The 24044-nt window shown below is 41.7% G+C and carries 17 protein-coding genes; 11 read left to right on the top strand and 6 right to left on the bottom strand.

Going from position 1 to position 24044, the window contains the following annotated elements:
* Nucleotides 1-16 precede the first annotated feature (16 nt).
* Nucleotides 17-3817 (top strand): EAL domain-containing protein, encoded by a 3801-nt coding sequence (locus ACHUGF_RS04310; protein ID WP_394129565.1) that lies wholly within the window; start codon nt 17-19, stop codon nt 3815-3817.
* A 123-nt stretch (nt 3818-3940) separates the two neighbouring features.
* Nucleotides 3941-4372: a thioesterase family protein gene (locus tag ACHUGF_RS04305; RefSeq protein ID WP_394129564.1), complete on the top strand. Its 432-nt coding sequence runs from the start codon at nt 3941-3943 to the stop codon at nt 4370-4372.
* A 169-nt stretch (nt 4373-4541) separates the two neighbouring features.
* Here ACHUGF_RS04305 and ACHUGF_RS04300 read toward each other — a convergent pair whose 3' ends face one another.
* A complete protein-coding gene (locus ACHUGF_RS04300) occupies nt 4542-5384 on the bottom strand; it encodes an HDOD domain-containing protein (RefSeq protein ID WP_394129563.1) in 843 nt (280 codons plus the stop codon).
* 275 nt (nt 5385-5659) lie between these two features.
* On the opposite strand from ACHUGF_RS04300, the gene trhP reads away from it, so the two are divergent.
* Both trhP and ACHUGF_RS04290 read left to right on the top strand, forming a co-directional pair.
* Nucleotides 5660-7051: a prephenate-dependent tRNA uridine(34) hydroxylase TrhP gene (gene trhP / locus ACHUGF_RS04295; protein ID WP_394129562.1), complete on the top strand. Its 1392-nt coding sequence runs from the start codon at nt 5660-5662 to the stop codon at nt 7049-7051.
* An 18-nt stretch (nt 7052-7069) separates the two neighbouring features.
* Nucleotides 7070-7321 (top strand): YfhL family 4Fe-4S dicluster ferredoxin, encoded by a 252-nt coding sequence (locus tag ACHUGF_RS04290; RefSeq protein ID WP_394129561.1) that lies wholly within the window; start codon nt 7070-7072, stop codon nt 7319-7321.
* 228 nt (nt 7322-7549) lie between these two features.
* Here the strand turns inward: ACHUGF_RS04290 and ubiT are convergent, their stop codons facing one another.
* Nucleotides 7550-8050 carry a ubiquinone anaerobic biosynthesis accessory factor UbiT gene (ubiT, locus tag ACHUGF_RS04285; RefSeq protein ID WP_394129560.1) on the bottom strand — a complete coding sequence of 167 codons (501 nt, stop codon included), beginning with the start codon at nt 8048-8050 and terminating at the stop codon, nt 7550-7552.
* Nucleotides 8051-8191: 141 nt separating this feature from the next.
* Between ubiT and ubiU the strand changes: the two genes are divergently transcribed.
* Nucleotides 8192-9193 carry a ubiquinone anaerobic biosynthesis protein UbiU gene (gene ubiU / locus ACHUGF_RS04280; RefSeq protein WP_394129559.1) on the top strand — a complete coding sequence of 334 codons (1002 nt, stop codon included), beginning with the start codon at nt 8192-8194 and terminating at the stop codon, nt 9191-9193.
* Between the two features lie 42 nt (nt 9194-9235).
* The gene (locus tag ACHUGF_RS04275) at nt 9236-10114 is read left to right on the top strand and encodes a U32 family peptidase (protein ID WP_394129558.1); all 879 of its coding nucleotides are present in this window, start codon (nt 9236-9238) and stop codon (nt 10112-10114) included.
* On the opposite strand, the gene ACHUGF_RS04270 is transcribed toward ACHUGF_RS04275, so the two are convergent.
* The gene (locus ACHUGF_RS04270; protein WP_394129557.1) at nt 10115-10819 is read right to left on the bottom strand and encodes a hypothetical protein; all 705 of its coding nucleotides are present in this window, start codon (nt 10817-10819) and stop codon (nt 10115-10117) included.
* 463 nt (nt 10820-11282) lie between these two features.
* Between ACHUGF_RS04270 and ACHUGF_RS04265 the strand changes: the two genes are divergently transcribed.
* The 3 genes from ACHUGF_RS04265 (at nt 11283) to ACHUGF_RS04255 (ending at nt 16967) form a co-directional block, all read left to right on the top strand.
* The gene (locus ACHUGF_RS04265) at nt 11283-12638 is read left to right on the top strand and encodes a YjiH family protein (RefSeq protein ID WP_394129556.1); all 1356 of its coding nucleotides are present in this window, start codon (nt 11283-11285) and stop codon (nt 12636-12638) included.
* 164 nt (nt 12639-12802) lie between these two features.
* Nucleotides 12803-16519 carry a two-component regulator propeller domain-containing protein gene (locus tag ACHUGF_RS04260; RefSeq protein WP_394129555.1) on the top strand — a complete coding sequence of 1239 codons (3717 nt, stop codon included), beginning with the start codon at nt 12803-12805 and terminating at the stop codon, nt 16517-16519.
* Between the two features lie 76 nt (nt 16520-16595).
* Nucleotides 16596-16967 carry a PilZ domain-containing protein gene (locus ACHUGF_RS04255; protein WP_394129554.1) on the top strand — a complete coding sequence of 124 codons (372 nt, stop codon included), beginning with the start codon at nt 16596-16598 and terminating at the stop codon, nt 16965-16967.
* Between the two features lie 85 nt (nt 16968-17052).
* On the opposite strand, the gene radA is transcribed toward ACHUGF_RS04255, so the two are convergent.
* A complete protein-coding gene (gene radA, locus ACHUGF_RS04250) occupies nt 17053-18417 on the bottom strand; it encodes a DNA repair protein RadA (RefSeq protein WP_394129553.1) in 1365 nt (454 codons plus the stop codon).
* 157 nt (nt 18418-18574) lie between these two features.
* On the opposite strand from radA, the gene ACHUGF_RS04245 reads away from it, so the two are divergent.
* The gene (locus ACHUGF_RS04245; RefSeq protein WP_394129552.1) at nt 18575-20974 is read left to right on the top strand and encodes a PilZ domain-containing protein; all 2400 of its coding nucleotides are present in this window, start codon (nt 18575-18577) and stop codon (nt 20972-20974) included.
* Nucleotides 20975-21013: 39 nt separating this feature from the next.
* On the opposite strand, the gene ACHUGF_RS04240 is transcribed toward ACHUGF_RS04245, so the two are convergent.
* Both ACHUGF_RS04240 and serB read right to left on the bottom strand, forming a co-directional pair.
* Nucleotides 21014-21916: an alpha/beta fold hydrolase gene (locus ACHUGF_RS04240; protein WP_394129551.1), complete on the bottom strand. Its 903-nt coding sequence runs from the start codon at nt 21914-21916 to the stop codon at nt 21014-21016.
* An 89-nt stretch (nt 21917-22005) separates the two neighbouring features.
* Nucleotides 22006-22989: a phosphoserine phosphatase SerB gene (gene serB, locus ACHUGF_RS04235; RefSeq protein WP_394129550.1), complete on the bottom strand. Its 984-nt coding sequence runs from the start codon at nt 22987-22989 to the stop codon at nt 22006-22008.
* A gap of 253 nt (nt 22990-23242) precedes the next feature.
* Between serB and ACHUGF_RS04230 the strand changes: the two genes are divergently transcribed.
* Complete coding sequence (locus ACHUGF_RS04230; RefSeq protein ID WP_394129549.1) at nt 23243-23926, top strand: AhpA/YtjB family protein; 684 nt, start codon at nt 23243-23245, stop codon at nt 23924-23926.
* The last annotated feature ends 118 nt before the right edge of the window (nt 23927-24044 follow it).

Here is a 24044-nt window from a genome sequence, read left to right as displayed (position 1 = left end):
AGCTAATAAGGCGTTGATGTTTAAAATAAAACAGCTGTTACTTTTTTTAGTATGCTGTATTACGCTGTTATTTAGCAGCATACAATCTTCATTGGCGATTAAGTTCCCACTTGATAGGCTCAACGTTGCTGACGGACTCCCCTCAACCATAGTAAATACAATTTACCAACAAAAAAATGGCTTCATATGGTTCGCCACCGACTCTGGCGTAAGCCGTTATGATGGCCGTGAGTTCATCCATTATCAATTCTCCCCCGGCAAGCCTAACCATATTTCCAACAACTTTGTCACTGATGTTATAGAGGATGAACTGGGCAATATTTGGTTTGCCACTGAAGACGGTCTCAATAAACTCGATAAAGCCGGAAACATTTCTATTTATAACACTCAAAACTCTGGGATCACGTCCAATTGGATCCTTGGACTGTATATCGATGAAAAAAGCCGTTTATGGTTAAATACAGGCTCAGGTCTCAGCCTATACCACCCTGATGATACATTTAGCCATTTCCCTTTAGTCATCGACGGTGAAGAAATCATTAACTCTACTTACGCAACGGTAGAAGATGCTCAAGGTACATTATGGTTAGGTACAGATGCTGGTCTGGCTTATAAAAAAGCAGATAGTCATACCCTAACACTGTTTAAGCCCAATGAATCAAGCTTATTGCTGGAGGCTGACGAAGCCCCCACTGAGGGAGAGATTTTTGGTGACTACTTTTATGTGGGTATTCGCGCAACAGATGACACCATTTTATTCGGTACCCACTACTCAGGGTTAGTGTTATTTAACCCCAAAACAGGCCATTACAAGCGATTACATAATAAAGGCTCTGTGCTTGATGGTACTTATTTACCCCGTAATACGATACATAACCTTGAGAAAATCAGCGATGATAAATTCTGGGTTGGTCTAGATGATGGTGTTGTCTCACTCAATATATTTACCGGTCAATACGAATACCTGACCAGTCAGGTATTCAATGATGACTCATTGCCTTCTAACTCTATCTCTGAAATCTATGTCGATACGGCTGGTAACACATGGTTCGCCAGCGATAAAGGCGTGGCTTATTACAGCCCCTTAAAGTCAGCTAGCCAGATTTATAAACAACTGCCCCATAACTCAGAGTTATCTGGCTCGGTGGTATACAGTCTTGCCAACAGCTTCGATAATCAGGTGTACATTGCCAGCGATGGTGGTATAGATAAGTTTGATTTACCAAACAATACAATGACGCTACACCCATATTCTGATTCTACAGACATATTTAATGATGAAGTCTGGGGGGTGAGAGTCGATAAACAGCAAAATGTATGGTTCGTTCACGCTGAAGGCTTAAGCGTTTACTACCACGAAAAACAGCAACTTGTGCATTACAATAACCGAAAAGGTAACCCGCACGGTTTACCGGAGAGAGACTTATATACGGTTGAACCAGATAATCAAGGCGGCGCTTGGTTAACGGGCTATATGACCAGCATTTTTTATTTCCACCCAGAACAGCAACGACTTAATGCTTACTTTGATGACAATACAAACCTGTATGTCACGGGAGGAAACTTTAGCTTTCAGACTATTTTAACTCAGCAAGGACACTTGTGGGCTGCAACAACAAATAGCATTTTTATCATTGATCCAATCAATAACACAACCCAACACTTAAACCTTGGCACCGAAGTAGAAAACCTAAGAGTGAGCGGCCTTTATGAAGACAAACAAGGTATCATTTGGGCAGCGGTACAAGGCCTAGGCCTTGCTAAAATCACAGTTAACCAAGATGCTAGCTTCGACATACAATATTTTAATGAACAACATGGTTTGAAGGATAATCGCCTGAAAGCAGTGATCGGTGATGAACATGGCGACCTTTGGGTGACAACCCGATATCAATTAGTGAAGTTCTCCATAGAAAAACAGCGTTTTACCCATTACCCCAGTGTATTTAACCAAGAAAACATGACTTTTTATGAAGCAGCAATTGCTTTGGTAGATAAACAGTTGCTGCTAGGAAGTAATATAGGGCTACTGAGTGTTGATACGCAGCAGATACGCACCAACCCATATCAACCCCGTATACATATCACTTCCGCAGTGATTGCCGGTGACAAAGAGTTAATTGGCCAGCAACTAAAGCATGTTCCCAAAATTGATTATGACAAAAGTATTATTCAATTTTCATTTGCATCACTTGATTACACTGAGCCAGAAAGAAACCAATATCGTTATCAACTTGTAGGATTTGACGATAGCTGGATTAGCGCGCAAAACTCTCCGCAAGCTATGTATACCAACTTGCCAGCAGGACGCTACACATTCAAAGTGCAAGGGACCAACAGTGATGGCATTTGGAGCCCTCACGAAGCGCAGTTTACCTTCGAAATTAATCGCCCTTGGTGGTTATACGCTTTATTTATTCTTGTCACTGTGATTGTGTTCATTGTGGTGCTTTACATTTATAAACGCTATCAACAAATAAATGAACTCAGTTTACGCGCGAATTATGACAGTCTCACCGGTCTTTATAATCGCTATAATTTCAATCAAACACTGCAAAATCAACTACAACAAAGCAGCAACTATGGCGCAGTGGTATTTATTGACTTGGATCATTTTAAAGAAGTCAATGACTCTATGGGGCACGATGTCGGTGACGAGTTAATTATTCAAGTTGCAAAACGCTTAAAACACAGCTTAAAGAAACATGATGTATTGGCCAGACTCGGCGGCGATGAGTTCGCCATCATTATCAATGAAACCTCCCCTAAGGCCAAAGATGAATTGCCTAAAATTATGGAGCGGATCCGTGCAGCATTAAATGCTGGCTATCAAATCAATGAACATTGGCTCAATAGCTCCGCCAGTATCGGTGTTGCAAGATTCCCACAAGATGGCACTGATGTAAAAACTTTACTTAAACATGCAGATACTGCGATGTACGCGGCAAAACAAAGTGGCCGTAATGGGACATTCTTCTTTAATGAGCAGCTATCCACCGCCTTAATTGAACGCTTATCCATTAAAAACAAATTAAATTTTGCCCTCAAGAATCATGAACTAAGTTTATTATTCCAGCCAAAAATTGACTTGAAAACACGCTCAATTATTGGTGCAGAGGGGTTACTGCGCTGGTATCACCCACAAGAAGGTTTTATCGCACCAGATAAATTTATTCCGGAAGCAGAGCAAAGCGGACAAATTATTGAAATTGGCTTATGGGTCATAGAGCAAGCTTGTATTCAAGCCAAACATTGGGATGAACTAGGGTTACTGGAGACAAATGTTTCTATCAATATCTCACCGATACAATTAACTCACGCCAGTTTTGTCAGTGACATCGCCAGAATCCTCAATGAAACAAGGCTCACCCCTAATAAGCTTGAGCTTGAAATCACTGAGTCGTTATTGATTGAAGATGTTGAGCTTTCCAAGCTAGTGCTGTCGAAATTAAAAGACATAGGTGTACGAATTGGACTCGATGACTTTGGAAAGGGCTACTCATCACTTAACTATTTAACCCAATTCCCTATTGATACACTCAAGCTAGATAAAGGATTTATGAGTGGTGCATTAGAGCATGATGCCAGCCATATTATTCTTAAAAACGTAGTCAATCTTGGACGAGAATTGCAACTAGATGTGATTGTTGAAGGTATAGAGACAGAACGTCAGTTAGCCTTACTAAGCAACTACCAATGTCAATGGGGACAAGGCTTCTTATTTAGTCCAGCTATTTCAGCAGAAGAGCTAACTAAGCAATTACTGAAACAACAGCATACACAAAGTCAGCCAATTCACCTCAGTCGAGTCAAATAAATATTTCAATATAATTGTAATCTCGACTCAATAACCTCTCCAGTGGCAAACCAATATGAGTTTAGTTTGCCATTTGAGGATTAAAAGTTACACTGCCACTTCGAACACATAACCATAGCCTTAATGATGACACTAACCACCAATCAACTCAGTGCTGTATTTCATTTCCCAGTACAAATTTATTATGAAGACACTGACTTTTCAGGCGTTGTATACCATCCAAACTTTTTAAAGTATTTTGAACGTGCCCGTGAGCATGTGATTGGCGCACAAGAACTCAATCAACTTTGGCAGCAACACGGATTAGGCTTTGCGGTCTATCGCAGCGATATGTTGTGCCATGATGGTGTTGAGTTTGCTGATATTATTGATGTGCGAACCCAGTTTTCATTTGAAAGTAAATATCGTACTGTATGGCGGCAACAAATTTGGCGCCCCGCTGCCAGTAAGCCTGCTGTAACCGCCACCATTGAAATGGTATGCATGAACAAAAAGCGGCAATTAGCTCCCATGCCACTGTCGTTAATTGAGCAGCTGTCGGCTCAACGTCCATAAATGTCAATCCAGCCTATTAAGACAAAACTTCGGCACAGGGACAATTAACATCAATACAAAGGTAACGCTTGGATGAAAACTCAGTTCATATTCAGGTGAATGATGAATTAGCGCTTGAGTATGTTTAAGCGCTAACGTCATTGGAGAAGTAAGTTCTGGGGTAAATGGTTTATTGATAACTGAGTTTGATCGAATGGTAAATATCTAAAAACTCTTCACTAGCCAGATCATCCGGCGTCACAGGCAAACCACGTTGAGCAAATATATCCAAGCGTTGTTCTAACTCTCCACCAGCACGCAACTCACCACAATAGAATGCAGCACTGCGGATAAAGTCGAGATAGCTGACTTCATCTGGTAGATAATGTAAATCCGACCAACGCTCAACTACTTCAGTCACTTCTGGGGCAAAATCCCAGCTTTTCAAAACAGCTTTACCAATTGGTCCTTGCATTTTTCTAACTAGCGAGCGTAATTGATTCACTTGGGTGAACATTTCAGGCTGTTTTTCAGCTTCAGACAAAACTGGCAATGCGCCAATATTATGTACCAAGCCAGCAAGGGTTAGGGTTTCTTTATCGAACTTACGCGCCGGTTTGCGTTTGTTGTAAATGCTTAACAGCGCATTGGCCGCTGCGGTGACTTCAATTGAGGTTTTCCACACTTCATCCATCACCTCCCACACCATTTCGTTGGTAGAGATAAACAGCTGCTCCATCGCCACTGAAGTTGACAGCGATTTGATTTGCACAAGCCCAATACGATTCACAGCAGCACTGACGTTTTCAGCCTTAGATGCACGGCAATACAATACACTGTTGGCCACTTTGATAATTCGAGCTGAAATGGCGGCGTCTTGACCAATAATTTCACCCACTTGTTTGAGGCTTGAATCCGGACTGGCCACGACTTCCTGCACCCGCATCGCGACTTCTGGCAATGTGGGTAACACCAATGCATCGTCTTTAAGTTTTTTTAATAATCCGACTAATAACTGATGTTCAGTTGACATACTTGGCTTCCAATCACTTTCAATTTAAGAACAAGATTATAACGAATAAACTCAGATTACAGCATCCTTGAAACATTATTTTTTACACTCAATTGCCTTATATCATTCTAATACTGATGTGATTGGTCGCTTTTATGTTTTTTTTGCGCCATTGCACATGAAATATCACCTCAGCAAGCTAGATATACGCTGATGTTATTTGCATCTACTACTATCCTTAAGTAAAATTCCGCCCCCGCATACTGTGCGATTTTCCAGCTAATTTGAGAGAAGTTATGTTTAAACCAGAGCTATTGTCACCCGCAGGTACCTTAAAAAACATGCGCTACGCGTTTGCTTATGGCGCTGATGCTGTTTATGCAGGTCAACCACGTTATAGTCTGCGTGTACGTAACAATGACTTCAAAATGGAAAACTTAGCAACGGGTATTAATGAAGCCCATGCCTTAGGTAAGAAGCTTTATGTGGTCAGCAACATCGCTCCGCATAACGCAAAGCTGAAAACCTATATTAGAGACATGGAGCCGGTGGTTGCCATGAATCCTGATGCGCTGATCATGTCAGATCCAGGTCTTATCATGATGGTACGTGAAGCATTCCCAGAGCAAGTGGTGCACTTATCCGTACAGGCAAATGCCATTAACTGGGCATCAGTTAAATTCTGGCAACAACAAGGCATTAAGCGCGTCATCCTTTCTCGTGAGCTTTCACTCGATGAAATTGAAGAAATTCGTCAACGTTGCCCAGACATAGAACTAGAAGTGTTTGTTCATGGTGCCCTATGTATGGCTTATTCGGGCCGTTGTCTACTGTCTGGCTACATTAACAAGCGCGATCCAAACCAAGGTACATGTACTAATGCATGTCGTTGGAAATACGATGTTCATGAAGCCAAGGAAACCATGGAAGGCGATATTGTCGCAGTTAACCCGCAAGGGATTGTAGACCAGCATGGCGTACAAATTGAAAACCCAACATTAGGTGCAGGTAAGCCATCTGATGAAGTCGTATTACTGCAAGAGCCTGGGCGTCCTGGCGAGTATATGCCAGCGTTTGAAGATGAGCATGGCACCTACATCATGAATTCGAAAGATCTTCGCGCAATCCAACACGTTGAGCGTTTAACCAAGATGGGTGTGGATTCCTTAAAAATTGAAGGTCGTACTAAATCATTTTATTACGTTGCCCGCACAGCGCAGCTGTATCGTCAAGCCATTGAAGACGCGGCTTCAGGCAAAGATTTCGATCGTACACTGATGTACAACCTTGAAGGCTTAGCACACCGCGGTTACACCGAAGGCTTTTTGCGTCGTCATACCCATGATGAGTATCAAAATTATGATTATGGCTACTCAATCAGTGACAGCCAGCAGTTCGTCGGTGAATTTACAGGTAAGCGAAATGACCAAGGTTTAGCTGAAATTGATGTGAAGAATAAATTTAGCGTCGGTGACAGCATCGAAGTGATGACACCACAAGGTAACTTTAACCTCACTATTGAGCAGTTGATTAACCGTAAAGGCGAGTCTGTTGAAGCCGGTTTAGGTTCAGGGCATTTTGTCTTTTTAGATGTGCCAGCCGATATCTGCGTCGAAAAAGCCATTGTGATGCGTAATCTGCCCCAAGGGCAAGATACCCGCAACCCGCATCAACAAGCTCCAGCTTAAGCTAAAAGGCAGTTAACCATGGCATTAATTATCGACGATAGCTGTATTAATTGTGATATGTGCGAGCCTGAGTGCCCAAACGAAGCTATCACCATGGGCGAAGAGATATATGAAATTGAGCCAGCATTATGTACTGAGTGTGTGGGGCATTACGACAAACCAACCTGCGTGTCTGTTTGTCCGATAGATTGTATTGACCCAGACCCTAATCATAAAGAATCACAAGATGAGCTACTGATAAAGTATGCTGTGATTACAGGCAAAGCTTAAAAATACCAATTAGCACAAGTATGTGATAATTCTTACTGGTTAAAATCGCTTATCACTTCGTTAGAATTTTTGTAGGTAGAATAACTAGCTAGCTGCAATTTCTGCCTTGTTCTAAGCGATTTTCCTGCGTAATCTCTGACCACTTATTTATCCCAATTGGTATAAAAACGCCTCATCAAAAATGAGGCGTTTTTCTAATCCAACATACGAATACTCGGCCTTGTTCAGTTACTGACTATAACCCTGCAAAGTTTGAATCGTCACAGCAAGCTTCTCTACTGCCACTTGCACAGGCTTAGGCAGCGCATCAAGTTCAATACTCAACAATAAATTTTTTACCTCAAGACCTAGCTCAGTATCACCTTCAATTAACAGCTTTCGTTGAAAAAATAAGGTATCAGGGTCTTCTTTGCCCGCTGCAACCAGTACTAATTCTGGAACATTGGCCGTGAACACCACATCAGGGTTTTCCATAGGCGCAATTTTTAATTGCTTATCTAGACTCACAGCAAATGACAACTGAATATCTTCGACAACAATGCCAACCCACTTGCCGTGAAGGAAATCTAACTCCTCATCAGCAATCTGTTCGCTCAACACCAAATTAACCAGACGACTGAGTAATTCAAACTTTAACTTATCTGGCACCATCGCCAAGGTTTGACGGCTCATCTTAGGCGCGACATTTAATAAATCGCTTGCCATTTTATGAGTAAAAGCATTTGCCATGAAATATCCCAATTAGTCATTTCTAAATAATGGATGCATTTTACTGTGAATTTATCAAACTAAACCTGTTTTAAATCAATTCATGTGACGTCATTCACTTTTACACTGCCAACCTTTCAAATAAGAATAAGAGCACAACACATGGAACTGCTATGCCCCGCAGGCAATTTAGCATCGATGAAGGCTGCGTTTAATGCCGGCGCCGATGCTGTATATTTAGGACTGAAAAACGATACTAATGCCCGTTCATTTGCTGGATTAAACTTTTCCCCTGCTCAATTGCAAAAAGCGGCTACCCTCGCCCACCAGCAAAATCGTAAGGTTTTTCTTACCCTCAATACATTTCCAAAACCCGGTGAAGAAAAACGTTGGTATGAAGCCATAGATATTGCTGCTGATATCGGTCTAGATGCCCTCATCGTCGCTGACATGTCATTACTCGATTACGCCAATACTAAGCACAAGCAACTGCCACTGCACCTATCCGTTCAAGCCAGTGCGACAAACCTCGCAGCGTTATCTTTTTATAAAGACAATTTTAATATCGAACGTGCGGTATTACCTCGTGTGTTGTCAATGAAGCAAGTGAGTGATCTTGCGAAAGTCAGCCCTGTTGAGCTAGAGGTATTTGCTTTTGGTAGTTTATGCATTATGGCTGAAGGACGCTGCCATCTGTCATCGTACGTGACTGGTGAATCGCCAAATACCGGTGGGTCTTGTTCTCCAGCTAAACATGTAAGGTGGCAAGATGAAGGTGAAGATAAACTGACTCGTTTAAACGATGTATTGATTGAACGCTCTAGCAAAGATCAACATCTTGGATACCCTGTAGTATGTAAAGGCCGTTATTTGGCTGAGGATGACAGCACGCCAAACTATTTACTTGAATCTCCAACCAGCCTTAACACGCTCAGTTTACTGCCTAAACTAGCCAAAGCAGGCATCAAATCACTCAAGATCGAAGGCAGACAACGCAGCCCAGCTTACGTTGGACAAGTAGCGCAAGTCTGGCGCCAAGCCATCGACCGTTATCAGGCTAATCCCGAAGCATTTGTTGAATCAGCAGCATGGAATCAAGCTTTAGCAAAAGTGTCTGAAGGGCAAATTACTACATTAGGCGCCTACGCAAGGCAGTGGCAATAACTTTCACTAAATAACTTGCACTAGAGAAGAAAGAGAACATAAATGAATATTTCACTGGCCCCTTTAAGTTATTGCTGGGATAAACAAACAGTACAAGACTTTTATCAAGCCGTTGCTGATAGCAAAATAAATACCGTATATCTCGGTGAAACCGTCTGTAGTCGTCGCCGCGAACTTAAATTCAATGACTACTTAGAGATAGCTTCAACACTGAAAAGCAAAGGGAAAAATGTGGTGTTGTCGACCATGGCGTTGATCGAAGCGCAATCAGAACTCACAGAGCTTAGCCGATATATAGACAATGGCGAGTTTATGATTGAGGCCAACGACATGGCAGCGGTGCATCTGGCGAGTCAAGCCAATATCCCTTTCGTGTGCGGTCCAACCATCAATAACTATAACCGTGCGTCATTGGATATTTTGCATAAAAAAGGCATGCAGCGTTTTGTCATGCCGTTTGAATTATCACAGCAGTGGCTATCAAAGGTGATAGCAGATAAGCCTGATTTTGAAGTGGAAGTTTACGGTCATGGTTATATCCCATTGGCTCATTCTGCACGATGCTTTACCGCCAAGCACTATGATTTGAGTAAAGATAATTGTAAAACAATCTGCCAACAACATCCTAAAGGTTTACTGGCACAAACCCAAGAAAAGCAGCCTTTATTACGCCTTAATGGCATTCAAACGCAGTCTGCAGCCAAAGTGAATTTAATTGCGCAAATCCCGAAAATGCAACAAATGGGCGTTGATTATTGGCGGCTGTCTGTTAGCAGCATTGATGACATTACGCTGGCAAATCAGATAATACGAACCCAGCATCAAACAACAGATTTACAACAATTAGCCGCGCAACTATCCGATTCAAGTGAATGTAACGGTTATTGGTTTGGCGATGCAGGAATGAGTCAACACAGCTAACTAGCCTTTATTCTGCGCTAAAGAAGCTGAATTGACAGACATTTGGCGCAGCATAGCTAATAGCCAAAAAAGATTAAATAGCACACTCAACCACATAAGCATCGCCTGCCACCACACTGCAGGCTGTGGCGGCTTTGAGGTAATTGAATCAACAACCACTTTGTATTCGGTAAAGTCACGACCTGTTACCCAAGCAAAGTATTGCGGCAGTAGAATTTGCGTCACTTGAATTAAGCACACTGTTAACGCTAATCCCATAATCAACAGACGCTCATTTTTTGGCATGCTGAAACAATAAAGCAAACAATAACAGCTACTCAGTACCCCAAAGCTAATATAAGCAGTGATAGCATGTAGATGAAGGTGGTAAACATTCATCGGAAACAAGCCTGTGGCTGCAAAGGCGACAAACATCAAGGCGAAGGTAATCCAAAAGAGTGCTCCCCATGGTTTAGGAGACAGCTGCATAGCAAACAAGCAAGCAAGCGCCATCGTTAATCCGGAAAAGAATATCCCGCCATTAAGAATGAGTGCACTTGGCGAACGCGAATAGGTACCCAGCTCACTCAAACTGATAGGGAGCAAATTTGCAATACCAACTTCAGCACTTTGCAACAGTATCGCTGTGCCAATCGCCAGTATCACACCAAAAAAGCCCAACATACCAAAACGAATCGCTAGGGTGGATACAATATTGTGTTTCAAAATAAATCAAAAAAATAACGTTATAAAGTTAGCTTACCCTAATTAAAATGAAATAAAACTGACCTAACCCTAATTTTGAGCAATGCTAATAGGTTAGGTTTACACGATTTTGCCCCCCTCATCACCATGCAGATCAATCAAAAACTTATTGAATAAGAAATAGTTTTTCAACCTTTGAGCAAAAGGTGACAGTTTTACCAAAGAGAAAATTTAAAACACCAACAGAACGATAGATTAACATCGCAACAAACTATTGATTACAAATGTTTTTTATAGATCTTATTGTGCAAAAAAAGTTAGAATATAACTACTCACTTTTATGGGATATTTATTCGTTTTATGAATCATTTTACATGAGTGATTATTGGGGGTAATCTTGCCCCTTCAATAAAGTGGCCTATACAGCATGCTAACAACGCCGTTTGGTGAAGTGTAATAAAGATAAATTGAAAGGCGTATTAACGTGACTCAAGAAAAAAAACACAGTTTAAAAACAATTTTGACCTTTGTGATCCCATCACTGATAGGTCTATTACTTTTCATGACCCCTATTAGTTATGAAGATGCGCTAACAATCCCGATCGCAGTGATGTCTAAATCAGTACAAGCTTATTTTGGCGACATCATTCCAGGACTCGTTACTGCTATCGTGGTATTCATGGCCATAGCAACGCTTGCAGTGAAGCTGATAAAACCGAAGGCCGTTACTGAGCACCATTTTTTCAACACCCTATTAAACGTATCGCCATTTTGGACTGTTGTTCGTATTCTAGGTGCCATATTTATTGTACTGGTTTACTTTGAAGTAGGTCCTGAACCTATTATTTCAGGTGACACCGGTGGTTTAGTACTGAACGATCTACTGCCTGTTCTCTTTTCAGTATTCATTTTTGCCGGGATGTTGCTGCCTCTATTATTGAATTTTGGATTGCTAGAATTCTTTGGCACCATGCTAACAAAGATCATGCGCCCTGTTTTTAACTTGCCAGGTCGCAGCGCAATCGACTGTATGGCTTCATGGTTAGGCGATGGCAGTGTCGGTATTTTGATGACCAACAAGCAATATGAGACCAACTTCTACACTCAGCGTGAAGCTGCTGTCATTGGTACCACCTTCTCAGCGGTATCGATTACTTTCAGCTTGGTGGTGATTTCTCAAGTAAAACTTGAACATTTGTTTGTTCCTTTTTATTTGACAGTTTGTTTAGCGGGTATCGTAGCCGCGATTATTGTGCCTAAGCTGCCTCCTCTGTCACGTAAGAAAGATCTGTATATAAATAATGAACCAAGACATGTAAGCCACGAAGCATTACCAGAAGGTAAAGGTGTGGTATCCCATGGCTTTGCACTAGCACTGCAACGCGCAGAAAATGCTGGCGGCGTGAAACGTCTACTGTCTGAAGGTGTTAAGAATGCGGTAGATATGGTCTTTGGTGTGATCCCTGTAGTGATGGCGATTGGTACTGTGGCACTTATTTTGGCTGAGCATACTCCTATCTTTACCTATTTAGGCATGCCATTCATTCCACTATTGGAACTACTGCAGATTCCAGAGGCTAGTGCCGCTTCACAAACGATTGTTGTTGGCTTTGCGGATATGTTTATTCCCGCCATTCTAGCCAGTTCGATTGAATCTGATTTAACACGTTTTGTCATTGCAGCCTTATCGGTTACTCAGTTAATTTACATGAGTGAAGTAGGTGCGCTACTTATTGGTAGTAAAATCCCAGTAAACTTTTTCGAGTTATTTGTGATATTCATTTTGCGTACCTTAGTAACGCTTCCGGTTATCGCATTAATGGGTCACTTACTGGTATAACTCAAACAAAGCCAGAGACACTTCTGGTGATGCTAGAAAACTAAAGGAGCACAGTGTGCTCCTTTTTATTTGCTACTTTATTGATATATTCGCAATTTCTCAGATTCGCTCTACACTTATTTAATGATCTTAGATTGACAATAAAACCCAATTGGATTGCGAGTTTGAAATTGCCTTTTACCCACTTACTGACAATGCTGTTGGGTTTAACGTTCTGGTTATTAGCCAGTTTTTCCTTACCAACACATGCAAGTCTTCAATTTGACTCACTGGCAGCCGAACACGGCTTATCAATGAATACGGTCAATGATATTGTTACCGATCAATCTGGTTACTTATGGATTGCCACCCAGGCAGGGTTAAATCGCTATGATGGCGACAGCATTAAGATCTATCTCAAATCAAGCCCTATGGGCCCTTCCGCCAATCATGTTCAGCAGCTTTACTTGAGCAAGTCCGGCCAATTATGGCTTGCTACGCTCAATGATGGATTAAATCGTTATCATGCTCAAACTGACTCGTTTGAGCACTTCAATCAAGCAGATTCTGGCTTACCGCAAAGTGGTATTAACGATATCTCTGAAGATAAGCAGGGCAATATCTGGTTGGGTAGCGAGCAAGGCGTTTTTGTATTTTCGTTGAGCAGCTTAACAGTTACTCAGCATTTTAAATTGCATCAAAGTGGGTTAACTGGCGAATCTATCAGTCATGTTTTTCGTGATGATACGATGCGCATATGGGTTGCCCATGAAAATGGCCTGCAGCTCTATGACCCTAAAAACAATCAGTTCCATTCATTTCAACACCAAAGCTTACAGCAACCCATAAGTGCAATAACACAAGGTGTTAATAACCAGTTATGGCTTGCGAATACAGATCCTGAGCTACTCACAGTCAGCCTTGCTCAGGGAGAGTTAGAGTCACCAGTGGTAGAAGTATTTTCAAAGCAACTGCCCGCCAATCAACAGCAGTTTGTCATCAGCGATTTGCTGTTCGATGTCAATCAACACTTATGGATTGCCTATGCCCATTCAGGGATAGGGCTGCTACAACTCAATGCAAGCGCTCAACAGTACAGTCACTTTGAGTATGAGCCTGGAAATATTCACAGCCTTCGCAGCACAGCCATTAGCCGCCTATGGCTTGATGATGAACGGCAACTGTGGATAGGCACCAAAGGTGATGGCTTAAACAGGACATACTTAGACAGTTTAGTGTTTAATCCCATCAACCAATATAGTTTTGCCCAACGTAATATTCTCAATACAGATATCCGCAGCATATACAGAGATAAGCAGCAAATGTTGTGGGTTGGCACAGCACAAGGCTTATACATTGCAGAAGAAAACCAACAAAAACAAATTTTGGGGTTTAAACCTTTTCAGCATGTCGATTTTAATCCACTCAGCTTTGTCAGTTTTGTCAAACAAGATGATAAAGGCGAGCTATGGATTGGTACCCGTGGGCAAGGTCTGTATATCTTCAACAAACAAACGAACCGGATGCGTCAATATCAACACCAACCCCACTCAAGCAATAGTATTGGCAGCAATAATTTATACAGTATGTTTTTCGATAATAAACAACAAGCTTGGATCGCGACCAAGGATGGTGGCCTGAGTTTATTTATCAATGAAGAGCTTGGATTCCAAACTTGGAAAAGTAACCCTAGTGACCCTAATAGCCTTCCTATCGATGAAGTGTCAGACATTTTACAAGATGACGCCGGTAGCTATTGGGTACTGACTTATGGCGGCGGCTTAATCAAAATGTCCATAGAAGGTAATATGACTTTCTATAATCCACAAACCACAAAGAGTTTTCCAAGTAAGCACTTATTTACAGGTTACTTTATTGACCAGCGCCTTTGGATATCATCCAGTGATGGCATATTTTCATTTGATCCTCAAAACAAAGATATCAGGCTGTTTAACTCACAAGCAGGCTTAATTGATAACGTTGCTTACTTGATGGTAAAAGACTTACAAGAGAACCTTTGGGTAGGCACATCAGGTGGCTTAAGTGTGATAAACACACGAACTTTCACGATTAAAAATTATACTGCCATAGATGGTCTACAAGATGACGAGTTTAATTTTGGCGCAGGCTTTGTCGATGCTGATGGCAGGGTTTACTTAGGTGGCATTAACGGTTTCAATCATATTTTACCCGAGAATCTTCCCAGAATATCTCAACCTAAAACCCCGATTATCGATGAATTTTTTCTACTGAACCGTTCTCAAAGAGTCGAGTTAGAGCCTAGGTTTGAACAAGCAAATCATATCAGTTATGCACCAGCGCTGACACTCAGTTACCAAGATGCGTTATTTTCGTTCAAGTTTCATAGTATTAATCTGCATCAAGCTGAGCAATTAGACTATGAATACCGAATGCAAGGGCTGCATAGTCAATGGTTTAGTGATATCAATAGCCACATTGCACACTTTACAGGGCTCTCCCCTGGCACTTACCAATTTCAAGTAAGAGCAAAAAATATCAACAGTCAATATAGTCCTGTTCGTACCTTAGATATCACTATTGTGCCGCCCCCTTGGCAGACTTGGTGGGCATATTGTATTTACTTACTGGCGTTAATATTGCTCACTTGGCTATTTTTATCAGTCCGATTACGTAAATACCGTGCCAAAGAAGCGATGATGGATAAAATTGCTAAAAGCGAACAGCGCTTGCAATTAGCTCTGTGGGGCAGTGGTGATGAATTTTGGGATTGGGATATCGTTTCTAAAAAAGCGATTCGTAGCAATGTGTTCTTGCAATACCCTGAGGTTGAAGAAAGTTTACAGCACACTTTAGAGAAAACGATCCACCCAGATGATTACCCAAAAATACTCGAAACAGTGAAACAATGCTTTCAATTTGGCACCGAAGATTTTGAACTAACCTACCGAGGTTTAATGCCCGATAATAGTTGGTTATGGGTACTGAATCGCGGCAAAGTGATTGAAAGAGATGACAAAGGTCGACCCAATCGGGTTACGGGTACCATTAAAAATATTCAATCATTAAAAGAAACCGAAGCCGCTCTCAAACAGCTTAACCTTGAACTAGAAGATAACGTTAAACAGCGTACTGAAGAATTACACCACACCCGTAATGAACTTGTTGATAAAGAAAAAATGGCAACACTAGGCGGTTTAGTTGCCAGTATTACTCATGAAATTAATACCCCTATTGGGATATGTGTGACAGCCAATTCCCACCTTGCTGATCGCGTTAACCAGTTTAATCAAGCTTATGAAAAAGGTGAGGTCTCTCATGAAGAGTTTCAGCAATATCAAACTGAAGTCGCTGATTGTGCAGCCCTCGTCCTAAGCAATCTCAATCGGGCTGCGAAACTGATCCAATCATTTAAAAAAGTATCGGTTGATCAGTCACATGAAGAATTACGCGACTTTGATTTGAAACACTACATTGATGAGATATTTGTGTCACTGCAACCGCTGCTTTCACGCACCCCTCACAAAGTGGATTATCAATGTCCTCCAAATATCATCTTGCATAGTCACCCTGGCGTTTTCTATCAAATAATAAGTAATTTGTTAAACAACTCAATTATTCATGCTTACGCAGAAGGCGAGTCGGGCAATTTATCTTTAACTATCACTGAACATGAAAATGGCATCCGCATGGTGTATCAAGATGATGGCGCTGGCATGACAGAATCAGTCAAACAGCAAATTTTTACTCCATTTTTCACCACCAAACGCGGCAAAGGTGGTAGCGGACTGGGCATGAACATTTTACTGAACTTGGTAAACCAAGTGCTGATGGGAAAAGTTGAATTGATCACTGCCCCTGGGGTAGGTGCTAAATTCATTATCGAATTACCGCAGCAAATCTATGCTAAAAACAATCAATAGTTAGCTTATATAATATACTCAATGGCTATATTTCGAGTATGATTAGATAAATAAATCGTTGCATAATGGGTGAATTATGGATGACCGACGGAAGTTTTCACGGATACTGTTTGCGGCAAGTGCTTACATTTATCAGGGTGAGAATACTTGGCGAACTAAAATTTTAGATTTAAGTTTAAGTGGTGCGTTAATTAAGCGTCCTGACAATTTTTCTGGGCAGATAAATAGTAATTATCATCTAGAGTTTATTTTACCCGAGTCAGATATTGAAGTTGTGATGGAAATGAATTTAGCCCATAAAGCAACTGAGCACCTTGGTTTACGTTGTGTGCATATTGATGTAGAAAGCATCAGTCATTTACGCCGTATTATTGAATTAAACATGGGCGATGCAGAACTACTTAACCGTGAATTAGAAATGTTGGCCGAAAGTCAGCAACCTATCTAACGTTTCTCGGCCAAAGTAGTCCAATAACAATCAGCGCAACGCTAGCGCTGATTGCAGTATCTTCCTAGCGGAATGAGTCTCCTAATTACAGCGCTTCTAATGCTTGGGATAACTTACTCACCCCAATCACCTCCATACCGAGAGGTGCTTTTTTGGGCTTATTGGCTAGAGGCACAATCGCCCGTTTAAAGCCGTGCTTGGCCGCTTCAACTAAACGCTCTTGCCCATTAGGTACTGGGCGAATTTCCCCAGACAAACCGACCTCTCCAAACACGACTAAGTCTACCGGCAAAACTTCACCACGAAAACTTGAAACCATGGCAAGTAACAGGGTTAAATCGGCACTGGTTTCAGATACTTTCACGCCTCCCACTACGTTAACAAACACATCTTGATCCGACATTTGTAAACCGCCATGACGGTGCATAACCGCCAGTAACATCGCTAAACGATTTGCATCCATTCCCACTGCTACCCGTCTCGGGTTTGCCATAGCAGAGTTATCGACTAAGACCTGTAATTCGACGAGTAGCGGGCGTGTACCTTCCCATACCACCATGACAAGCGAACCTGAACTCGCTTCATCACCACGTGATAAGAAAATGGCAGAAGGGTTCGCGACTTCTTTCAGACCACGTTCGGTCATAGCAAACACACCCAGCTCGTTAATCGCACCAAAACGGTTTTTATGGGAACGTAAAGTACGATAACGACTGTCACTATCCCCCTCAAACATCACAGAGCAATCAATACAATGTTCCAATACTTTTGGTCCAGCTAAGCTGCCATCCTTTGTCACATGGCCAACCATAATCACAGCTACTCCTTGCTGCTTCGCGAAGCGTGTCAGATAAGATGCCGACTCTCTGACTTGCGACACGCTGCCTGGCGACGATTGAATGTCGCTCATATGCATGACTTGAATCGAGTCGATGACCATTAATTTGGGCTTTTCTTTGATGGCGATATCACAAATAGTTTCTACGGAAGTTTCAGACAACATTTTCAATTGCCCCGTAGGCAAACCTAAACGGTGTGCTCGCATTGCCACTTGCTGTAACGACTCCTCACCCGTGATGTATAAAGCCGGCATGGTTTGCGCCAGTTGACATAAGGTTTGCAGCAGTAACGTACTCTTACCCGCCCCAGGGTGACCACCAATCAAGATGGCACTACCAGGCACAATACCACCGCCGAGTACTCGGTCTAACTCTGTAAATGGGCTGGCGATTCGAGGTAACTCATTCAAGTCAATTTGATCAAGTGTTTGTACTTCACTGCCACTTGTACCGGCATAGCCTGAAAATTGGTGTGTGCGGGTAGCACTAGAATTGCCTAAACGGACTTCTGTGATGGTGTTCCACTGCTGACATGCACTGCACTGACCTTGCCATCTCGGAAAGTCTTGTCCACACTCATTACATACATATGCTGTTTTATTTTTTGCCATAAGCCATTGTCATTCATTTATGCTGCTGTGCTAGTATAGGAGGGTAAACTCCCATGCTCAGCCGGTATCGGATAATTGCTTTTTAAAGAAAGCCTTATATTTGCCGATAAAGGTTAACAGTCAGCCGAACAATAATCATTAAAAAACGCCCTAGAGAATGAGTTTAGATAATCACACTGCACTAATAGAGCAGCTCAAACCATTAATGATGGAACCAGATTTTAAAGATCTCTTTGAGCGCCTCACCGCAGATGTCAGCAATTCCACCCGTTTTCTATTGAAGATGGAGCTTAACCGTATTTCGGCTCCATGCACGCGAATTATCGATTTACGTGACCGTTCTGAGCTGCCGTGTGAAGAAGTCGTGATAGCTGATCAGCGCCATTTCCTTGATGAACCGGCTAAGAAAACCTTACTGGCAACACTTCCTCTATATCGAAACACCTATACCTTAGGTGTTTATGAACATGTTATTGAAGCTCACAAAAAAAGACGTGTTAGAGTTCGACAAAAACCTGAATCAGAAGCATTAAATCAAGTTGAATCTATCATCGTACCGGCTGTAGTTCTAGGTAACTACTTTAACCGCAGTGAAGAGCGGATGAATTACAGCATTAAATTAGAAGCAACCCAAGATCATGGGGCACGCACGACTGGCGTGACATTAGATTTATCTGTTGGAGGCGCTCGAGTCAAGTTGCCACTGAAGCACCAATTTAACCCTGATAAGCCTTTAAAGGTAAAACTGCTTGATATTAGCGAAGAGTTTTATTTCGAAGATCTTGAAAAAGGGGTTGAATATCATATTGTTGATATTCAAGAGAAGTCCGACAATGCCATATTCAGACTCAGACGCATAGGCGGCGGTAAGGAACTCGATCAAATTATCACCCAGTTAATACGCGGTTATAAGTTCCGTTATAAAGTGGATGTCAATGATGTGTGCGTAACTGCACGTGGTTTAGGTTATGAGCGACATTACCTCCCCGCTCAAACGCATCTGCCTTTATATATATCCGTGAATAAAGGACGCCCCTATATTTCGCATGAACTTATCGGTCAGGGAAACCAACCGCTTCAACACTATTTTCAAGACGAAAATAATATCAACCAACTGCCAGGTTTGTTGAACACAAAGCGTTTAATTCACGTCATAAAAGAACCAGACAATAGTGACCATAACCTAATTTATTGCTTTACTCATAATGCCAATGGCAGGTTATTATTCTATTCAGCGTCTCTAGCAGAATTAAAGGCGCACAACAGCCTGCCACTATTTCTAGGTTTTAGTTCAAGTAAGGCCAGCTGGCGAGTATTTCGGGTTACCACACACAAAGTCGATCACACTAAAAGCTATAAAAACTCGACTCTGCCTGGTGACGATCAGCACTATGCCAGTTTAACAGAGCAGCAACTATCGCAATTTGCTTATGTACTACAGCTTGTTGACTTAACCAACGAAGATGCCAAGCCACATTATCGAAAATGGTTTGATAACTCTAATGTCAACAATCTGAAAATGTTTGCCCAGCAAAAAATCCAGCAAGATAGCATAAAAAAAGTCTCTATGCCGTTTAGCGAAAGACGGAGAGAGGCAAGATTCGCTTTCAAAACGTTAGTGAGAGTGCAGCAGCGAGATGAAAAAGTACAAGGCATTACGCATGATATTTCCACCAGAGGCTTACAAATATTTTTAGATAATCCAGCTAATCTCACTATCAATAGTGAAGTATTACTAAGCTTCCCCCGCCTACAGTCAATGGCTGGCAAAACCAACTTGTCGAACTTACCCTACCAATTACTGCGCAGCCGCCAGAATGGTCAAACATTGCACCTAAGCGCCAAAGTAGGACATAGCCCTCATAGCGGTGTAGAGTTTATTAATAAGTTAATTATTAACAACAAAGAAAAACTGTCACAGCTTTCAGACAGTGACGGAGAAGTAAAAGAGCTCGCTGATGGCATGAAAAGCTTGGCTATGAGACAAATGGTTGGTGTGCCATTCTTTATTGATAAAAGTGAGAAATCACCTCAATTTTCTTGCATTGGTATTGGTACCCGTTCCGACGACATCAGTAATTTGTTTTCACAAAATACCGACGAGATCTTGCAGTACAATTTCACCCCGTTACTGGGCGAAGGCATATTAAAAGAAAAAATTATCGACCCATTAAAACAAATGAAACCCAGCCATGATATGGGCTTTTTTGAGGTATTTATTCAAATCAAGCGCCATGCAGGTGGCAATATCAGTTTAGCATGTCAGCCAGTATCTGAACTTGAAACTTCAATGCATCAAATACAGTATATTCAACAAAGCAAAAGCGTTGGTCGGTTTATGGCATTAAGAGTGTATTACGGCGCAGCAGGCAAGCCCGATATGAGCTATATTCGTCGTGAACTTGAGTATATCCATATACATGCTAAACATCGGGCGAAGCAACTAGAGGCTGAACTATGGCGCGTTATTGGCCGTGGTGAGTTCATCGATATTACTTCAGAAGTAGAACTGCGCTACCCGAGCTTGCAACAAGCAACGCCTAAAGCAAGTTCATAGGCAAAATAATGTCGTTATTCAGCTTAATGCACAATTAGACTAGTGCGATAGATACCATTGTTTTACTTGAATAAAATGTTCATTCACTGCATCTGGGTGCGTCAGCATGGATGCATGGTCATAATCTCGCTTATACCCTTTATATTTAGCTAATAGTGTATATTTAGCCTCAGTTAACTGGCACTCTGCCAACATATCTTTCACATCAGATGGGTTACCTAACACTCGATCGTTCTTAGCAGCAATAAACCAAGTTTTAGGCCACTTAGCATTCGAAACTAACGCTGAATAATCAAAGCCATCATCGTGATCAACCCAATCTCCTCTCACCCAGTCTATAGTTTGGTCTAATGAAGCTTTACTCTCATTATCCATGCCTATTCTGAGCTTTTGGGCATCAAGGTAACCGGCTTTACTCGCATAAAGAGGGGCTACGCGATTCCACAGCATATCAACTAACAACCATTTTTTAAGCGAGTTCACCTTAATAGTACGTTTGGTGCCAAAGGTTAAGTATGATGCGACTTGGCTTTGTAAATGCTCAAAGCGCAACATACAACTGGCCATTAACACCCCGCCCCACGAATGCGCACACCAATGAACTTTATGATTCAATGGATGTTTATCTAAAATGAATTGATGCACTTGCGGTAATTGCTCACGGATCACTTCGCCCTGACCTAAGCGATATTGCTTATCAATGATGGGTTTGCTGAGACCTCTACCAGCGGTATCCATGACATAGACATCAAAACCTGCCTTAGCCAGAAAACACCCTAAGCCTTTGCCAGATTCACTATAAAACACCTTTCCGTTAGACATGGCACCATGCAACATCAAAATCGGGTCATGATTATGCCGATTAGCTGATGAAACAATATGGCGCACATGGAGGTGTCCATCGCGATAAGGCAAGAAGTGAGAGGTTTGTTGCAGTGTCATACAGTCATCATGGTTAAACGGCTCAAAGTGATCTAAAGCTAATGCTTACCACGACAAATTTCAATCATTTATAGAGTAATAATTCTATTTTAACCCTGAAGACAAAATACTAAAGCGCGTAAATCAAGATGGCTGATGGCCACATTGGCATGCTGTTTTAACTTAGGCTTAGCATGAAAAGCTAACCCAAGTGCAGCAGCTTCAATCATTGGGATATCATTGGCACCGTCACCAATAGATACGGTTTGCTCAAACTCAATTCCCCACTGCTGACTCGAATGTTTAACAACCTTGGCTTTATACTCTGCATCTACAACGGTACCTGTTACCTCGCCGGTTAATCTGTCATTCTCAATCACAAGTTCGTTAGCGTAGGCAGCATCAAGTTTTAGCTTACGCTTTAAATCATTCACAAAAGGGGTAAAGCCGCCCGACGCAACAACCAGCCTCCAACCATTGTCTTGTAACTCAGATAATGATGCTGGCAATCCAGGCATAATAGGTAGTTGAGAACATAACTGATCAATAATTGTCGCAGGTGCATCTTTAAGCTTACTGACACGGGCACGAAGACTCTGTTCAAAGTCCAGCTCACCTCGCATAGCTTGTGCGGTAACTTGAGAAACAGCATCACCAACACCAGCCATTTTGGCGAGTTCATCAATGCACTCAATCTCAATCGCAGTAGAATCCATGTCCATCACCAATAAACCTGGTTGATGGAGTTTTGCTAACGGCTGTTTCACCCAAAAATATTCAAGTTGCGTTGAAGAGGTTAATTCAGATAGTGAGGGCGTTATATCTTGGTTAAAGCTCAGCTCAATACCTTGTAAATCATTGGCTCGATTAAGTACACAAATTGCACTTTGAATTGATAATTGCCCTAACCAAGCATCAAGCTGTTGTGCGGCTTGAGTCGTAAACACGATTCTTAAGCGATAATCAAACTTTGCACTAAAGTTGGCATAATCGGCTTCTTGATAACGTGAAAAGTGTACTTGGTTGACTTTTAAACTGGCTGACTCTTGATGAAATAACCATGATAAAACAGCTTGATTTTCAAATGATGACATCCGCTAAAACACTCCCAAATGACTTAAATTTATAACAAAATATCGCCGATTATATTCATTGATTGCAGCATAGTGCTACACTGAACATAGCTCACTGTGTGCAATGTTTTTTGGTAAACATCAGCAATAACACGCTGTGAGAAAGTAGAATATTGCATTAAGGTGTGTGAACTTGTAAGCCAACCAATACTGTAGTTCATCCTCACCTAAAGCAAGCAACACTCATTAAATAGAAAAACACCTGAGGATTAAAGTGATTTTTGTTAAAGGTCTTAAGAAAAGGCAAAAGTTTAGCAGGATTATTCAAGTCATCTTAGCCATAGCACTCATTTTTGGCTTGATTAACTTATGGCAAACCAGCCTTAAAAATGGCCAAAACTTGATTAACTCTCAGACTAACATCATGGCCCGCTTATTAGCCCAGCAAGCTGCAACAGGTGCGGCCCCAGCTATGTATCTGCAAAACGATCAACAGTTGCAGTGGCTTGCTACAAAACTGGCACAAGATCCCAAGGTCATATCTGTTCACATGTATAACTCTCAAGGAGTGAGACTGGCGTTTGCGCAAAGTATTAGTAATGAAGACCTAGGCCCTGACTCACAAGAAATGAAGCAACTGCTGCACAGTTATCCACCGCTGATTGAAAATGTCATTCAAAATAACAATAACCTTGGCTATATCGAAGTCAGGTTAAATCTGAATCATTTTTTTGAAGAGATAAAAGCATTGCATGAAAAGAGTATGGAACTACAGCAAATAATGTTGTGTGTTGCAGGTTTTATAGGCTTTATTCTGTCGCGAGCACTGTCGTTTAAACGCGCGGATTACGATCGCAGACGCACCCGAGCCAAGTTACGTAAAGGCCCTAAAATAACCAAGAAAAATAACAAGCAAACGGCTCAGGCAGAAACAAGTGAACCCGACAGGGCCATCTAAAATAGTAGTGCTTAATGCTTACATGGAAACTGAGTAAGCAGAAAGTAAAGAATCCACCTTCTGAAGAAGGTGGCTTTCATTCAGCCCCCTAAAAGGGGGCGTTTCAGTTATTTTGTAG

Origin of the sequence: Shewanella maritima (assembly GCF_043643735.1) — a bacterium.
Lineage (GTDB): Bacteria > Pseudomonadota > Gammaproteobacteria > Enterobacterales > Shewanellaceae > Shewanella > Shewanella maritima_A.
This window is presented reverse-complemented; position numbering and strand designations above follow the sequence as displayed.

What these genes read in the sequence shown, in the direction of transcription:
- ACHUGF_RS04310 (WP_394129565.1), top strand. Translation starts at nt 17, where the DNA reads ATGTTTAAAATAAAACAGCTGTTACTTTTTTTAGTATGCTGTATTACG.
- ACHUGF_RS04305 (WP_394129564.1), top strand. Translation starts at nt 3,941, where the DNA reads ATGATGACACTAACCACCAATCAACTCAGTGCTGTATTTCATTTCCCA.
- ACHUGF_RS04300 (WP_394129563.1), bottom strand. Translation starts at nt 5,384, where the DNA reads ATGTCAACTGAACATCAGTTATTAGTCGGATTATTAAAAAAACTTAAA.
- trhP (WP_394129562.1), top strand. Translation starts at nt 5,660, where the DNA reads ATGTTTAAACCAGAGCTATTGTCACCCGCAGGTACCTTAAAAAACATG.
- ACHUGF_RS04290 (WP_394129561.1), top strand. Translation starts at nt 7,070, where the DNA reads ATGGCATTAATTATCGACGATAGCTGTATTAATTGTGATATGTGCGAG.
- ubiT (WP_394129560.1), bottom strand. Translation starts at nt 8,050, where the DNA reads ATGGCAAATGCTTTTACTCATAAAATGGCAAGCGATTTATTAAATGTC.
- ubiU (WP_394129559.1), top strand. Translation starts at nt 8,192, where the DNA reads ATGGAACTGCTATGCCCCGCAGGCAATTTAGCATCGATGAAGGCTGCG.
- ACHUGF_RS04275 (WP_394129558.1), top strand. Translation starts at nt 9,236, where the DNA reads ATGAATATTTCACTGGCCCCTTTAAGTTATTGCTGGGATAAACAAACA.
- ACHUGF_RS04255 (WP_394129554.1), top strand. Translation starts at nt 16,596, where the DNA reads ATGGATGACCGACGGAAGTTTTCACGGATACTGTTTGCGGCAAGTGCT.
- radA (WP_394129553.1), bottom strand. Translation starts at nt 18,417, where the DNA reads ATGGCAAAAAATAAAACAGCATATGTATGTAATGAGTGTGGACAAGAC.
- ACHUGF_RS04245 (WP_394129552.1), top strand. Translation starts at nt 18,575, where the DNA reads ATGAGTTTAGATAATCACACTGCACTAATAGAGCAGCTCAAACCATTA.
- ACHUGF_RS04240 (WP_394129551.1), bottom strand. Translation starts at nt 21,916, where the DNA reads ATGACACTGCAACAAACCTCTCACTTCTTGCCTTATCGCGATGGACAC.
- serB (WP_394129550.1), bottom strand. Translation starts at nt 22,989, where the DNA reads ATGTCATCATTTGAAAATCAAGCTGTTTTATCATGGTTATTTCATCAA.